Below are 15107 nucleotides of genomic sequence, written 5' to 3'. Positions count from 1 at the left end.
TCGACCCCGACCACATTGCGAACCTCTACGGGACCACCGAGGTCTATGGCACCCTCGCGTACGACGACCTACACGAGATCCGCGATCCGACCGTCACCGGCCCCGCGAACGTGGGTCTCGAGGTCCGCGTCGTCGCGGTCAACAGCGAGGACCCCACAGACACGGTCGAACCGGGCACACAGGGTGAACTCATCGTCAACACGGATTCGCCGGTCGCCTTCGATGGGTACTGGAACAAACCCGAGGCCACCGAGGAGGCCCTCAACGACGGGTGGCTCTACACCGGTGACGCGGCGCGTCGGACCGAGGAGAATCGAGTCGTCATCACGGGCCGCGTCGACGATATGATCATCAGCGGTGGCGAGAACGTCCATCCCACCGAAGTCGAGGACGTCCTGCTTACCCACCCCGACGTCGGCGACGTCGGCGTCGTCGGCCACCCTGACGAGGAGTGGGGCGAAATCGTCGTCGCGTTCGTCGAGCACAGCGGCGGACTAACCGAGGCGGACCTCGACCAGTGGTGTCGCGGTAGCGACCAACTGGCCGACTACAAACGGCCGCGAGAGTACCGCTTCGTGGACCAACTGCCCCGAAACCCCAGCGGGAAAATCGAACGGTACAAACTCGAGTCGCGAACCGACGACTAACAGCCGCTCGACCACGCCGTGGGTATTCCACCGTGCGCTATAACTGGTCGTTCTCGTCTACCCGACCTTGTCGTCACCTGCCGACCGGCGCTACTTTGTCCGATAATAACGGACAAGATTGATAGGATGATGTCTGAGGCCAGAGCGACGAAAAAACCGGGGGACTACACTCAGTTGACAAACTGACGTCGGAGACTGAGATCATCGGACGGTGTCGTAATAACATACGTACGGATGTTATCTGTATGAACAGATATGCGGATCAGTCCCGTGAAATTCATCTATCGAAATCACGCGCTTGAAGCTCTTTACTGGCCGATAAAGGAGAAATTGATTCTGCGTTATGAACGAGGTGCATCTACTTTCGGGTATCACACCGATCGCCGTATCGTCCGGTAATGTCACACGAATCGGTACTCAGAAACATTATCTGTAGTAAAGCAATCAAATACTACTGCAAAAAGAACATATCGTTTTAACATATGTAGCCTAGTAACCGCAGAAAAAGACCGTGCACAGTAATAACAGAACATTTATTGTTTTTGCCTATACATATACAAAAGTATAGATATATTTCGCGTAATTTCGTGGATTATGGAGTTGGACACTCTGTGACGCACTTACCGAGACAATGGAACCGGGACTTTATCCCTCCTGCCGCCCTATCTATAGTGTGAGCGAAGAACGAGGGCGTCGAAATCTTCGGATGCCCAACGACGACGAGGTGTTCGCCGTGGTGACAGAGCACAACGGTGGCAACCACGTTCGCGTGCGGTGTGCAGACGGCGAAAACCGGATGGGACGGATTCCTGGTCGGATGAAGTATCGGACTTGGATCAACGAGGGCGACGTCGTCCTCGTGGAACCGTGGGACTGGCAGGACGAGAAGGCGAACATCGAGTGGCGCTACTCCGAGCAGGACGCCGAGCAACTCCGCGAAGAGGGCCACATCGAATAATTTGCGATCAGGACTGACGGTACAGCGCGACCAGAACGACGATGAGTAGTACTTGAACGATTTTATCGGCAATTCCCGGCGGTGAGAAGTCGGGCGCATTGAGCGCAGCCCACGCGACGATCTGTCCCGCGGTGAACGGAATCCCGAGTAGATACAACTGTCGACGACGAAAATCGACCAGGATTGCGACAATCGCACCGAGGAATCCGACGCCCGCAATGATGAATGCCCAGCCGAGCGAACTGGTCAGTGAACTGCTGAGCAGACTCGCCGCCAGCCCGAGATGCAGGAGTCCCGTGATGGCTGCCAGCGCGATGCCGGCCCAGTGTAACCCCGTCAGTGATCCGGTTCTGAGTGCTCCGCTGTTGGCCGTATTCGTTGCCATATGATATCAACGGCGTCGTTCGACTTCAAACTACTCGCCGTTGGACGGCCCGCCGGATCGAGTCCTCGAAGCGGTCCGTCGAGAACCGATCTGGAGCCAGTTCCGGCCGGTCTCCGTTCTCCATAGCGACCGCAAGACGGTCGACGGCCGCGCTGGTCGAATCGAAGAGCCGATCGTCGCGGCCCGCGAGTATTTCGCGTTGCCCGCCGCTGTCAGGAGCGAACGCGACCATCCCCGCGGCGACGTACTCCGCGACGGACATCCCGAAGTGCTCCTTCGGCTTGCAGTTCAGTCCGTACCGGTGGTTCAGAAGTAACTCCTCGATCCGCGCTCTCGGGACGTCGCGTTCGACAAATACGTACGACCGCTCCTCGGCAGCCGACTCCACCTGCTCGACGTAGTCTCGGTACGCCCGGGGCGCGCCGCCGACGATGTGCACGTGCAGGTCGTGTCCGCGGTCGCGGACGCCCTCCACGATCTCGATTGCGTTCAGCAGCCGCTTGTCTGGCGCTATTCGTCCGACGACCACGACGCCGTCTTCCCGAGCCTCCCACGACGGCCCGCCTTCGATTGGATCGATCGGCGGATGCACGACGGCCGGTTCGACGCCGTACGCTTCTTCGACGACGTCCGCAGTCCACCCGGAGTTCGCGAGAAGCGAGACCGACGTCTCCACCTCCGCCCGGGACGGCGCGGCGAGCCGACTCCAGACCCGATGGAGAACCCCGTCGGTAGCATCCGCTCCGGCGTCCTGCAGCCTGTGTCTGTTGTACTGCGGATAGTGCACGTACTGCACCGACGGGAGCGACACAGACAGTTCGTTCGCTGTACTCACCGCGAGGTCGTACCGGTCCGCGTAGCGTTCAAATACCTCCCTGAGCAGCACGCTCCGGAAGGGGAGTTGCGGGCCGACGATTGGGGTCGTCGAAGAGAGCAGTCGCCCGACGGTCTCTGCCCCGATTTTCGGTCGCACAGCGAGCTTGCTGGGATCGAGATCAATGTCGAACCGCTCGGCCAGCGCGCCCGGGTCAGTCTCCGAGAGGGTGAACAGCGTGACCTCGTAGTCACGTTGTAGCGCCGCGCAGACAGACAAACAAACTACGTCGGCACCGCCCTGGAAGTCGAGGGTGTTGTGCAGCACCGCCACGCGTGTCATACAAACGCATCGACGGGACGGTTCCTGTGTGTTCCGGCTGACGCCCGTCCCGCCCAGCGGGCTTTTGACCCCTCCGTCCGAACCAAACAAATAATGCAGTGCGCGTTCGTAGGCGCGGGAGCAGTCGCCGGGAAGTACGCCGCGGGACTATCGGACTCGCCGATAGAACTGACAGCGGTTTCGGACCTCGCGATCGACCGAGCCGAGCGACTGGCAGACGAACACGATGCTACGCCCTATCGAGACGTGGCGTCGCTTCTCGACGCCGAGCGCGTCCCCCTCGTCGTCAACCTCACCAGCCACGCCGCGCACGCGGACGTGACCGAGACCGCCCTCAAAGCCGGCCGCCACGTCTTCAGCGAAAAACCCCTAGCGCTCGACGCCGACCGGGCCGCCGCACTCGCCGAGACGGCGAGCGAGCGGAATCTGGCCCTCGGCTGCGCGCCGATCAATCACCGCTGCGACGCTCAGCGGCACGCCCGATCGTTCCTGCGAGACGGCCGATTCGGCCGGATTAGCCTGGGATACGCCCACGCCCACGTCGGTCGGGTGACCGAGTGGCACGACTCGCCGTCGTCGTTCCTCTCTGTCGGGCCGCTGTACGACGGCGCGGTCTACCCACTGACGCTGTTGGTCGAGTGGTTCGGCCCAGTCGAGCGCGTCCGGATGGCGGACGCACTGGACGTCTGGCCCGACCGGATGGAACGCGAACCGGACCGCCCGGCGCACGTCGAAGCCACAATCGAATTCGCGTCGGGGCCGATCGTCCGGCTGACAGCGAGCCTCTATGCCCCACACCGGAGCCGTGAATTCTACAGCCTGGAACTGCACGGCGACGATGGATCACTCTATTTCGACGACACAGGGGCACTCGCGGCTGACCCCGACACGGTTTCGGTCGGCGGCGCGGGTCGTCAGTACGTCTCGGCTCCGCATCCGTACCCGAGGCGCGAATACTCGCATCTCGCGGGCCCCGAGCGTCTGGCTGCGGCAATCGACCACGGGCGGCGACCGACTCGTGGGGCGCGCCGGGCCGCGCACGTCGTCGCAGTCTGTAACGCGATCGACCGCGCCGCTGCCGACGGAACCGTGGCCGAGGTATCGGGAACGAACAGGGACGGTTGGGCAACTGCGGCGGGTGCTTCCGGAGAATTCGCGCTCCATCCGCGGCAACAAGCGGCCTCCTTCGTCGATGATGATGCCGACGACCCGATGCGTGACGGTGCGCTCCGGCTCCCTCCCGTTGGATTCGGCTGCTCGCGTTACCGCGGCGGCGAGTACGTCGATCGGATCGATTCGATTGCCACGGCGCTCGACGCCGGCTATCGCCTCCTCGATTCCGCCGAACTGTACGGCAACGAGGCCCGCCTCGGCGACCTCCTGAACGCGCCGGGGTCGCCTGACCGGGACGGTCTCTTCCTCGCCAGTAAAGTCTGGAACACGAATCATCAGCACGTCGCAGAAGCCTGCGAGGGAACGCTTGCGGAACTCGGCGTGGACACCCTCGACGCCTACTTGCTACACTGGCCCGACGCGTGGCGGTATCAGGGCCCACTCACTGAACTGGCGGAACTGCCGCCGGACGAACAGGAGGCCCTAGCGTTCCCGACAGACGACGCAAGTGATCCCGATACTGTCGACGTCCCGTTGACCGAAACCTGGCGCCGAATGGAAGCGATCCACGACCGAGGCCTCACCCGAACGCTCGGGGTCTGCAACGTCTCGCTCGCGCAGTTGCACGAGATCATCGATGTCGCGGAAGTACCCCCAGCAATCGTCCAGATCGAATCACACCCGTATCGTCCCCGGAATGATCTGATCGAAGCGTGCCACACACGCGGTATTCGAGTCTTGGCACACTCGCCACTTTCTGCACCCGGCCTCCTCGAAGAGCCCGTCCTCACAGAGGTCGCCGCCGAACACGACGTCTCGCCGGCGGCCGTGGCTATCGCGTACCACGTCGACCGCGGCGTCGTCCCGATTCCTTCGAGCAACGATCCCGACCACGTCGTCGATAACCTCGCGGCAGCGCGTCTGCAACTCACAGAATCCGACCGCGACCGGCTGTCGGCGTTAGCCGGCACGGAGTTCCAACGGTGAGCACCGCTGGTGCCATCCCCGGGTCGCTTCGCCGGCAGTGGGCGGGCGTCGTTGTCTCGCTCGCCGCCATCGTTACTGGTGGTGCAGCGGCACTTTCGATCAGCGTCTCCACACCCGTCCCGTTTCTCGGGATCAGTCCTGCCGAATTCCCCGCGGGCGCACAGTGGATTTTTCCGACACTCGCGGTCGTCGGATACATCGCGTGGATCTGCCGCCGCAACCTCGGCGCGAACCGGTCTGAGACCGGCGACGGACCCGGCAGTGTGTACCGCTCTCTCGGCGTGCCGAATCTCGTGACGCTCGGGCGTGGCGTGCTCTTCGCCGCCGTCGCGGGTTTCGGCGCGCTCGTGCCGGTGCCACGAATCGCGTGGGCGCCAGCCCTGCTCTACGGTGCGGGGTGTGCGCTCGACGCCGTCGACGGCCTCCTCGCCCGCCGCCAAGACCGGGCCACCGAACTCGGCGCAAGACTGGATCTGGCCGTCGACACCACCGGGTTCCTCGTCGCACCAGTGACCGCTGTCCTCTGGGGAGAACTCCCGGTTTGGTACCTCTCGCTGTCGGTGGCACGATATCTGATCAAATTCGGCCGTGGCATCCGACGAACACGGGGCCTGACGGTCAATGACCTCCCGCCGAGTCGACTCCGGCGACCGCTCGCCGGTCTCCAGATGGCCTTCATCACGTTCGCGCTATCGCCGCTGTTCCCCGCAGCGGTTCCGCCACTCGCGGTCCTCTTTCTTGCCCCATCATTGGCGGTGTTCGTCCGCGACTACTTCGTCGTTACTGGGTGGCTCGGCGGTTCCGACTGACTGCGGGGCAACCGAGGCACCGATCGGCCTCAGATGACTACGCGAATGAGAACGAAGAGCGTTGCAACGGACCCGAGCGTCGTCAGGAACACGTTCAACGACGCGAACTCCGGATCGCCCCCGAGTTCGCTCGCGAACACGTACGTGGACACGGCTGTCGGCGTCCCGAGCATTACGACCGCTGCGGTGAAGACGGCAGGGCTGACCTCAAAGAGCGAGAAGACAGTCCACGCCAGGACCGGCATCACGCCGATCTTCAGCGCGACGACCGCCGCGCTCGCGCCGACGTCGACGTCCGGGAGATCGATTTGGAGCGTCGCGCCGACGCACAGGAGTGCAATCGGCAGCGCAAGCGTTCCCAGCAGCTCCAGGCCAGCAGTGATCACTCCCGGGGGAGAGGCCCCGAGCGATCCCACCGTCAGGCCCAGCACCAACACGACGAGGACTGGATTACGTGCCAGTTGAGAGAGTTCGCTCCAGACCGACCCGCCGAATTCGCCCCCGCTGGTCAGGACGAGGACCGTCAGCGGGACCTGTGTCAGCGAGGCGACTCCCAGAATGACGCTCGCCAGCGCCGTCACATCGTCGCCGAACGTCGCCGCGACGAGCGGTAGGCCGAGATATCCGAGATTCGAGTGATACGACTGGACGATGGCGACGCTCCGACGATCACGGGATGTCCGCCCCCGGTGGATCACCCACGCGAGGCCGGCGATCCCGAGGAGCACCACGATGGGGCCGATAAGCAGCGCCGGTGTGAGCAACTCGCCGATGGTCCGGTCGTACGTGGAGACAAAGACGAGCGCCGGTAGCGCCACGTAGTAGGCGAGAGCATTGAGGCGCTGCGTCCTGACCTCGTTGAGGACGCCGACAGAGCGGAGCCCGGTCCCGACGGCCAGAAGCACCAGCAGCCCAAGTAACCGACCGAGCACCTCCATACCGGGCCGGAACCGGCGGGACTTCTTACGCCGTTCGATCCCGCTCCGGGTTTTTTACTGACCCCGCTCGACGGGCCTGTATGCACGAGCGCACCGAGGAACTGATCGAGGAGTTCGAGGTCGTCCCGGAGTTGATCGAAGGGCTGCTCTTGCAGTACGCCCCGGACTTCGACGCCATCGATCCCAGTTCGCTCGATGAGACTGAAGCACAAGTGTACGAGTTCCTCGAAGAGGACGACCAACCGATCCGCTCTGCGGCAGACCACTTCTACCAGTTCGAACTCACCGACGAGCACGGCGTCCGCTCGGATGCTCCGGCGACCGAACCCGATTTCGAGATGGCGCTCGAAAACCTCGTCACCGAGGGGCTGATCGCCAGAACGGACGAAAACCCGCCGCGATACTCTGCCTCGTTTCACGACACGCTGTGGGAACTTGGACCGGACTTCACGCCCGCAACGACCGAGCAACTCTGTTCGACGACCGGTATGGACTCCCGCGCCGTCTACCGCGCGATTCTGGGGTCGCTCGACCTCAATCTGGAGATCGGACGATGAACGACGACGAAGCCGAATCAACGACGACCGATGACGTCACTCATCGGGTTGAGGACGCCCCCGCACCGGAGGCGGTCGATTTGCCGGACGCGCCCGAGGACCAGCGGGCGCTGGCGGCGGAACTCCCCGACAGAGCCGAAAGCACCCCCCAAGAGGTCACTCACGACGACATTGCAACGATCGTGGCGCTGCTCTCAACCGAGGATTCCGAAGCGCGGTCTAGCGCTGCGAAGGCACTTCAGCACCTCTACAACCAGCCGGACCTCTTCGTGCCGTACGTCGGCGAACTGCTCTCTGCTGCTGCCGCGTACCCGGAGGACGTCGAGGGGATCCCCGCTCCGGCCGTGTGGCTGGGCTCGCCACAGGTTCGAGCGACGGTTTACGCCACCGACTCGCTCGCCCGCGTCGCCCAGCGGCGACCGGATCTCTTCGTCCCACACGTCGACCGGATGGAGACGCTGCTCCGGAGCGACCAGAACGTCTCGCGGTATCTGCTGTTCATCGTCGGACTCGTCGAGGCCGAAGCGCCCGGGCAGGTGTCGCGCGAGTGGTTGCGCGAGTCGCTCTGTGGCCTCCTCGAACGCGGTCGCGGCAACGGATATCCGTCCTGGGCGGCCGACACCCTCGGCAAACTCGACGATGCCGAAGCGCTGCCGGCGATCCGCGCCGCAGACCCCGGCGACGACGCCGACGAACTGACGCGCGAGGCGTTCGACGATGCGATCGACGCGCTCGAATCGAGCGAGTAGTTCTGTCAATGGCTATCAGCCGGCGAGCGATCCGCTTCCCACGTCGGTGTGCCGGACAACCACTCGCCAACGCGGGGCGACTCTCAGGTCACACTCCCTCTGGCTCCGTGATCGTATTTAAGTGTACGCGCGGCGGGGGGTAGGCATTTGATCATCGACCGCGTACACCGTCGTTATGCACTCTCCCGATGGATTTCGGTTCGACTTTCACCCCGGAGCGATTATACTCGGGACCGGCTGCGTTGCGGGTCTCGGCGACGAACTCGACGCCCGAGGGTACGAACGGGCGGTACTCGTCAGCGGCCGGACCGTCGGAACGACGCCGGCAGTGGTCGAGCCGATCCGCGACGGACTCGGCGATCGACTGGTCGCGGAGTTTCCGGAGACGACGCCCGAGAAGACGCTCGGGACCGCACTCTCTGGACTGGAACTGGCTCGTGCTGAAGACGCCGACGTCGTCGTCGCCGTCGGCGGGGGCAGCACTCTCGACACGGCGAAGGCCCTCTGCGCGCTGGATTCACACGGAACTGGGGCTGAGGAGGCTGCCCGGCGCGCCATCGAAACTGGTGGACTCTCGGTGGCCGAGGCGGATTTACTCCCGCTTGTAGCCATCCCAACCACGCTGGCCGGTGCGGACCTCTCCGACATCGGCGGCGTCACGCTCACGCTCGACGCTGACGTTGCGGCCGACAACTCCCCGCCGAGCGGCGGCGTCTCCGATCCCAGACTGATGCCCGAGGCGCTGTTCTACGACGCCGATCTGTACCGGACGACGCCGACCGACGTTCTTGCGGCGTCCGCGATGAACGGCTTCGACAAGGGCATCGAAGCGCTCTACTCGCCGCTCGCGACGCCGATCACCGACGGAACGGCCGCACGGGGTCTCCGGTTACTGACCTCGGGGCTCGGGACGATCCGGCAGGAGCGAATAGACGCTTCGCGTCTCGAAAACGTGCTCTCGGGCATCGTGGCCGTGCAATACGGTCTCGCTGGTGCAGACGGCTACCGGGCCTCGATTATCCACGCCTTCGGACACGGCTTCTCGCACGGATACGACGTACATCAGGGAACGATCCACGGGGTCGTCGCGCCCCACATCCTCAGGTACGTCTTCGACCGGATCGACGGCCGCCGCGACCGTATCGCCGAGGCGCTCGACGTGACGACCACCGGTGGCCCGGAAGCGACCGCTGCGGCCATCGTCGGCGCCGTCGCGGACGTCCGCGACGACCTCGGGCTTCCCAACCGCCTCCGGGACGTCGAGTCGGTCGCACAGACCGACTTTCCAGACATCGCGACGGCTATCTGTGACGACGACTTGCTGGCAGTCGCGCCAGCGGGAATCGACCCGGATCCGGAAGACGTCGTCGCTATCCTGGAACGCACCTGGTGACGACCCGGCCCCAGTCTGCTGTGCCTCACTCGTCCTGATCCGGACTCTCACCGGGACCACCGAAATCGACGTCAGCATCCTGAATCGCGTCGGCCAGTTGTGAGTTTTCGGGAATCGACCGACGGAACCCTTCGGCCTCGAAGCCAACGTCGCCGTTCACCGAGATGAACGCGAGGCCGCCCGCTGCGGCCTCCCCGAGGTTGACGAGAAACGCCATCTTCCGTTCTGCGGGAACGCCGTCGACGTCGAGTTCCGGATCCACCGACCCGTACAGCCTTCGATGCTCGAACACGTGCTCGACACACTGTGTGGTCGGCGCAAAGAGCAGCAGCAGGTGGACGGCCGGGGCGTCCCGACCGAGTCGCTTCCGGAGGTCGTGGGCGTCGTCCGCGTAGAAGTATCGCTCCATCCGGCGGTACTGCCGAAGTATCTCGTTCGCCCCCGCCGCCATCCGAACTGCGGGATCGGCTTTCAGTTCGATGAGGTACTCGACCCGGTTCGGCGGCGACGTCCGGACGTAGACGTCCACCGACCCACGGTTCCCGTAGTGGTCGTACGGCTCCTCGAGGGCGACTTCGACCCCGTCGAACGCCGCCTCGAAGTGCGCGACGACGGCGCTCGCCAGTTCGTCCTCCCGCATCACGTTGACCCACTCGGCCGCCGAATAAATGCGCTCCGCTGTCTCCGTGCGGTCGAAGACCGGCATCGACATCCAATCCGGGTGCGTACTCGGGTATCTCCCGAAGCGACTACTGCTCCGTCACGCTCTTGAAGACTGACGGAGTAAAGTGTCGTATGCGAGCAGCCCTCGTGATCGCCGGCGGTCGCTCGACCCGGTTCGGTGACCGCGACAAAGCTGTCGCCGAACTCGCCGGGACGCCGATGATCCGGCGAGTCGTCGACCGGGTCGCCGACGCCGTCGACGAGGTGGTGGTCAACTGTCGGACGGATCAGGTCGATTCCATCTCAGCGGCTCTCGACGACGGCTCGTTCGACCCGACGTTCGCGGAGGATCGAGAGACCGACGCCGGGCCGATGGCCGGGATCGCCAGAGGGCTCGAGGCGGTTTCAGCGCCGTACACTCTGGTCATTGCCTGTGATATGCCGTTCGTGGATCCGGACTTCGCCGACTACCTCTTTGAGGCTGCGGCCGGGAGCGACGCGGCCGTCCCGCGACCCGACGAGTGGTTCCAGACGACCCAGGCGGTCTACCGGACCGAGCCGATGCTCGACGCCTGCCGAGAGGCACTCCAACGCGACGACCACCGGATCATCGCCCCGCTCGAAGGCCTCGATTACGTCGTGGTCGACGGGGCGGAAATCGACCGGGTCTCGTCGCTCGACACGTTCGAGAACGTGAACACGCAAGAGGAACTCACGCAGGCGACCGAACGTCTTCAACGGGACTGAGACCGACCGCTCGGCCCGGTGACCGGATCGGCGCGCTTCGACTCAGTTCCTGACGACGTCGACAACGGGATCGTCGGCTCGCATCTCCGCCAGAACGACCCGGGAAACGTCGGCGCGGTCGTGGATTTCGGCAGCGACGTCCCTCGCTGTGGTCTTGAGGGTGTCGTCGTCGACCATATTCAGGAGCGGAATCGTCGTCGCGCCCGGCGGGACCGCCTTCCGTCCGCCTTCGTCGCTGGCGAGGACGGTCGCAAGGTCAGCCGCACCGATCTCGTCGCCGGGGTCGAGCCCCGTCAGTGCCGACACCTCGTCGACGCGGTGGACGAGGTCGTCCGAGAGCGGTTCGCCGACGACGTGCACGCTCGCAATCGGGACCACCGTGTCGGCGCTTTCAGGCACCCGCGGCTCGTTGGTGCTGGGGGCCTTGAGCCGTCGCATCCGCGCGCCGTCGGCCTTCACGAGGATCGGCACGTCGCGCGCTGCGAGATCGTCCAGTTTCGAGAGTTCGTAGCCATAGTAGCGGTCCTCGCGCTCACGCTCGGGAACGACACCCAGCGGCCAGTCTCCGTCGTCGGAGGCGAGTGCCTCGTCGACGATCTCTCCGGGCGTCTCGGTGACGAACACGCGACTCACCCAATCGTCGAAGATCGGGATCCGGACGGTCGCTGTGACCACGGCGCGTTCGAGTGCGTGGGCGAGTGTCGCCATCGTGGTCTTCTTTCCGCCCGCACCGACAACGCAGGTCGTCCCCTCGGCGGCGTCGAGTGCTTCGACTGCATTCATCTCAGGACAACTGTGCGGTGATGTCGGTTGAAGATACCATTCCGACAAGGTCGTCGTCGACCACCGGGAGGTGACTGAAGCCGCAGGTCTCCATCATCGCGGCTGCCTCTGTGAGCCGGATCTCCGGCGGGACAGTCTCAACAGCGTGGGTCATCACCGCTTCGACCGTGACCGTGCTCGGGTCGCGCTCGTCGGCGATGGCTTCGAGCACGTCGGTACTCGTCACGATCGCGATCTCGGTCGAGGGAACGAGCAGCGCCTTGATGTCGTGTCGCTGCATCCGTTTCGCCGCCTCGACGAGCGTCACATCGGGGCTCACGGTCACGAGCACCGTCGACATCACATCTTCGACCAGTGTCGGTGAGTCGGACATAGACGGTTCGACGCTACCGGGAGGCTTCGGTTTTTCGCCACGCGTCGGTCAGCCACGGAACATAACCCGTCACGGTTCATCGTATGGGGTGATGACACGCGAAGTCACTCACCGCGCGAACGGCCCCGATGTGATCGATCCCGACGATCTCGACCCGGAGTACCGCGACGGCGGTATCTACATCTGCCGATGTGGGCTCTCTGACGACAAGCCGTTCTGCGACGGGTCACACCGGACCACAGCCGACGAGGAAGAGGGCGTGGACTACAAGTACGAGAACGACGACAGCGAGGCCCAACGGCACCGAATCGCGTCGATCGAGTTCGAGTCCCCGTAATTGCTACTCGCTGTAGCGCTTGCGCTCCTGCGTCGGGTGCTCTTTGATGAACACCTTTGTCCGCGCGGGAATGTCCTCCGTTACCCAGGAGTTCGCACCGATGCTGACGTGGTCGCCCACGGTGATGGCACCGAGCAGTTTCGTTCCTGCCCCGATGACGACGTGGTCGCCGATCGTCGGGTGGCGCTCGTAGCCCTTCTTCAGCGCGTGTTCTTCGCCCTCTTCCTCCTCGAAGTGGAGCGCCCCGAGCGTGACGTCCTGATAGAGTCTGACCCACTCGCCGACCGCCGCGGTCTCGCCGATGACGACGCCCGTCCCGTGGTCGATGAAGAAGTGCTCGCCGATCTCAGCACCCGGATGGATGTCGATGCCGGTCTGTGTCTTCGCGTACTCGGTCAACTCGCGGGCGTACTCCGGCGCGCCGATGTCGTAGAGTACGTGTGCGACCCGCTGGACCGAAATCGCCAGGAAGCCCGGGTACGATCGGATGATCTCCATATACGTCTTCGCCGCCGGATCGCCCTTGTACGCGGCCTCGACGTCAAGTTTGAGCGCCTCCCGGATCTCCGGGAGGCTGTCGAGCACTGCGGAGACCTTCTCGTCGGGCCGGCCGTCGGTGTACGGGCAGATCCCGGCTTTCACTAAGGTCCCGAGTTCGTCGAGTTGATCCACGATCGCCAGTTCGTCGCGGACCAGATCCGGCGCGTTCCAGCACGTCGGAAACAGCAGTTCCTGGAGCAGCGCGACCTCCTCGCGTCGGTGTTCGCGTTCGGGGAAACACGCCGTTACGTTGGTGGGAAACGGTTCGGAGTCGTCCTGATACGCGGCGAACAGTCGTTCGTGCGCGTCGCCAGCGTACCGATAATTCACCATAGCTTGGATTACTTCGGGAACCGTATTAGGGTAGTGTTTGCGGGGATGGCCGCCGCCTGTGCTCAACACTCGTACCACGACCGGAATTCCAGTGGTACGACAGATCCCCGGCCTTTGATCGATAGCGTGCTAATCATTTCAAATCTGATTATATCGAAATAATATCATATATTTGATTGGGTAAGAATTCATAGTATCACACAATTATTAGAACAACTGCTTACGCAGTGTGCGTATCACCTGTAATCTACTCTCTCCGGAGCCTCAGTACGGATCTACAGCTGAGAATCTCGACTCCACTGTATTCTGAATTCATTTATTCGTAGAAACCCCTTTCATCACAACAGTTCCGGTCGAATTCGTACTCCTTGACCAGTGAATCCCAACTGTCCGGGAATCGGACCTCCTTCGTCACGAGCCCACCAATCGGCATTCCGATGATCGCGCTAAACGCACCAGACCCGCCGATCGGTACAACTGTTATTATATTTATACTATTAACTAAAATACCTATATAAAATATATATATTAGAATATTTGTCCGTCTTCGAGTAGCACGGGCCATCCCTTCGTACACATATCGGAACTCTCGACGAGGTACGACTTGATCTGGTCCTTGCTCAGGCCTGCCGTCGCGAGTTCGTCGCAACGATGAACGACGAGGTACCGATGTATCTGGAAGCGCTTGTCGAGCGGATCACCGGCTACGACATCCCTGTCCCCCTGTTATCGACGGAGGATTATTTCATTACGTCGCGTCGACGGACCTCCCCATATTCGGCGGCGCGCTCCGTGACTCAGTACTCGACGCGTGCCTTCGACTCGATCTGCCCGATCCACTGGCGGTCCTCGAGGTCGCCCTCCTCCCACTCGATCGTGTCCCAATCGGGGTCGAAGACGACGTACCCGCCGGCGTTGAACTCGATGCGGTGACCGCTGACCGGATCCCGCACGTAGAGGAACTTCCCGCGGGAGATCGAGTGCTGCCCGATCCCGTCGGTCGGGATTCCGTGTTCGTTCATCGCGTCGTGCGCGTCGAAGAGGTCGTCCGCAGAGGGCACTTTGTACGCGATGTGGTGGAGCGCGGGCTCCATAGCCGCCTCCTCGTCTTCGATCACGGCGGCCTCGATCTTGTTGCCGTTCGCGCTGAGGAACGTCCCCCATCGCGAGCCGTCAGTGCGGTTGTAGCGCTCCTGGACGCGGAAGTTCAGCGCCCCCGTGAGCCACGCGCGGAAGTCGTTCGCGTCGGGGTCCCACAACTGGACGTGATCGATCCGCCGCGGAGCGATCGCGTTGGTCGTGGTCCGGTCGTACGTCTTGTTCTTGAGCTTCGAGCGCCGCTCGGCCGGCGGATCCGGCTTCTCCATCTCGTAATAGAACTCGAACTCGTGGCCCGTCGGGGTCGTGAACCGGAACGCCTCGCCCTGCCCGGCCTCCTTGCCGGCGTCGATCCAGGTCACCTCGATGCCCTGGTCCTCGAGGACCGTCTCGAACTCCCCGAGGTACTCCGGCTTCCGCGCCTGCCAGCCGACGTGGCCGACGCCGGCTTCCTCGGCTTCCGAGAGGGCGATCGAGTGGTGATCGAACTCGTCGACCGCACGCAGATACGCGGTGTCTCCCTCGCGTTCGACTTCCTCGA

Annotated in this window: 17 protein-coding genes; 9 read left to right on the top strand and 8 right to left on the bottom strand. The window is 63.5% G+C overall.

From position 1 onward, the window contains the following. Positions 1 to 647 (top strand): class I adenylate-forming enzyme family protein (locus ABEI27_RS08245; protein ID WP_375798928.1); only part of this gene is annotated, 647 nt, incomplete at its 5' end. A 673-nt stretch (positions 648 to 1320) separates the two neighbouring features. Beyond that, complete coding sequence (gene eif1A / locus ABEI27_RS08240) at positions 1321 to 1605, top strand: translation initiation factor eIF-1A (RefSeq protein WP_089766721.1); 285 nt, start codon at positions 1321 to 1323, stop codon at positions 1603 to 1605. A 7-nt stretch (positions 1606 to 1612) separates the two neighbouring features. Here eif1A and ABEI27_RS08235 read toward each other — a convergent pair whose 3' ends face one another. Together ABEI27_RS08235 and ABEI27_RS08230 are read right to left on the bottom strand one after the other, a co-directional pair. Beyond that, positions 1613 to 1990 (bottom strand): hypothetical protein, encoded by a 378-nt coding sequence (locus ABEI27_RS08235; protein WP_375798927.1) that lies wholly within the window; start codon positions 1988 to 1990, stop codon positions 1613 to 1615. Positions 1991 to 2015: 25 nt separating this feature from the next. Further along, positions 2016 to 3146, bottom strand: coding sequence for a glycosyltransferase family 4 protein (locus tag ABEI27_RS08230; RefSeq protein WP_375798926.1), 1131 nt, complete (start codon positions 3144 to 3146; stop codon positions 2016 to 2018). A gap of 93 nt (positions 3147 to 3239) precedes the next feature. On the opposite strand from ABEI27_RS08230, the gene ABEI27_RS08225 reads away from it, so the two are divergent. Next, positions 3240 to 5246, top strand: coding sequence for an aldo/keto reductase (locus ABEI27_RS08225; protein ID WP_375798925.1), 2007 nt, complete (start codon positions 3240 to 3242; stop codon positions 5244 to 5246). Beyond that, complete coding sequence (locus tag ABEI27_RS08220) at positions 5243 to 6055, top strand: CDP-alcohol phosphatidyltransferase family protein (protein ID WP_375798924.1); 813 nt, start codon at positions 5243 to 5245, stop codon at positions 6053 to 6055. Before ABEI27_RS08225 ends, ABEI27_RS08220 begins: the two co-directional genes overlap by 4 nt. Before the next feature lie 29 nt (positions 6056 to 6084). Here ABEI27_RS08220 and ABEI27_RS08215 read toward each other — a convergent pair whose 3' ends face one another. After that, positions 6085 to 6993 carry an AEC family transporter gene (locus ABEI27_RS08215; protein WP_375798923.1) on the bottom strand — a complete coding sequence of 303 codons (909 nt, stop codon included), beginning with the start codon at positions 6991 to 6993 and terminating at the stop codon, positions 6085 to 6087. 80 nt (positions 6994 to 7073) lie between these two features. Between ABEI27_RS08215 and ABEI27_RS08210 the strand changes: the two genes are divergently transcribed. The 3 genes from ABEI27_RS08210 to ABEI27_RS08200 all read left to right on the top strand — a co-directional run bounded on the left by ABEI27_RS08210 (position 7074) and on the right by ABEI27_RS08200 (position 9692). Further along, positions 7074 to 7550 carry a hypothetical protein gene (locus ABEI27_RS08210; protein WP_375798922.1) on the top strand — a complete coding sequence of 159 codons (477 nt, stop codon included), beginning with the start codon at positions 7074 to 7076 and terminating at the stop codon, positions 7548 to 7550. Then, positions 7547 to 8299, top strand: a complete 753-nt coding sequence (locus tag ABEI27_RS08205; protein WP_375798921.1) for a hypothetical protein — start codon at positions 7547 to 7549, stop codon at positions 8297 to 8299. The genes ABEI27_RS08210 and ABEI27_RS08205 overlap by 4 nt, the downstream gene beginning before the upstream one ends. 175 nt (positions 8300 to 8474) lie before the next feature. Next, positions 8475 to 9692: an iron-containing alcohol dehydrogenase family protein gene (locus ABEI27_RS08200; protein ID WP_375798920.1), complete on the top strand. Its 1218-nt coding sequence runs from the start codon at positions 8475 to 8477 to the stop codon at positions 9690 to 9692. A gap of 25 nt (positions 9693 to 9717) precedes the next feature. Here ABEI27_RS08200 and ABEI27_RS08195 read toward each other — a convergent pair whose 3' ends face one another. Beyond that, positions 9718 to 10332, bottom strand: coding sequence for a hypothetical protein (locus tag ABEI27_RS08195; protein ID WP_375798930.1), 615 nt, complete (start codon positions 10330 to 10332; stop codon positions 9718 to 9720). Between the two features lie 155 nt (positions 10333 to 10487). On the opposite strand from ABEI27_RS08195, the gene ABEI27_RS08190 reads away from it, so the two are divergent. Beyond that, positions 10488 to 11102 carry a molybdenum cofactor guanylyltransferase gene (locus ABEI27_RS08190; protein WP_375798919.1) on the top strand — a complete coding sequence of 205 codons (615 nt, stop codon included), beginning with the start codon at positions 10488 to 10490 and terminating at the stop codon, positions 11100 to 11102. Positions 11103 to 11144: 42 nt separating this feature from the next. On the opposite strand, the gene yqeC is transcribed toward ABEI27_RS08190, so the two are convergent. Beyond that, entirely contained in the window at positions 11145 to 11885 is a 741-nt protein-coding gene (yqeC, locus tag ABEI27_RS08185; protein ID WP_375798918.1) for a selenium cofactor biosynthesis protein YqeC, read from the bottom strand. Between the two features lies 1 nt (position 11886). Next, a complete protein-coding gene (locus tag ABEI27_RS08180; RefSeq protein WP_375798917.1) occupies positions 11887 to 12258 on the bottom strand; it encodes a cyclic nucleotide-binding/CBS domain-containing protein in 372 nt (123 codons plus the stop codon). Between the two features lie 91 nt (positions 12259 to 12349). On the opposite strand from ABEI27_RS08180, the gene ABEI27_RS08175 reads away from it, so the two are divergent. Further along, entirely contained in the window at positions 12350 to 12595 is a 246-nt protein-coding gene (locus tag ABEI27_RS08175; protein WP_375798916.1) for a CDGSH iron-sulfur domain-containing protein, read from the top strand. A gap of 3 nt (positions 12596 to 12598) precedes the next feature. On the opposite strand, the gene epsC is transcribed toward ABEI27_RS08175, so the two are convergent. Both epsC and ABEI27_RS08165 read right to left on the bottom strand, forming a co-directional pair. Further along, on the bottom strand, positions 12599 to 13465 hold the full coding sequence (gene epsC, locus ABEI27_RS08170; protein ID WP_375798929.1) for a serine O-acetyltransferase EpsC: 867 nt from the start codon (positions 13463 to 13465) through the stop codon (positions 12599 to 12601). Between the two features lie 800 nt (positions 13466 to 14265). After that, positions 14266 to 15107: VOC family protein (locus tag ABEI27_RS08165; RefSeq protein ID WP_375798915.1), on the bottom strand; the 842-nt coding region annotated here is incomplete at its 5' end.

Source organism: Halobellus sp. (assembly GCF_042218505.1).
In the GTDB taxonomy this organism is placed as follows: Archaea; Halobacteriota; Halobacteria; order Halobacteriales; family Haloferacaceae; genus Haloquadratum.
Note: the sequence above shows the minus strand (reverse complement) of the source record. Positions and strands in the feature narration are given on the sequence as shown.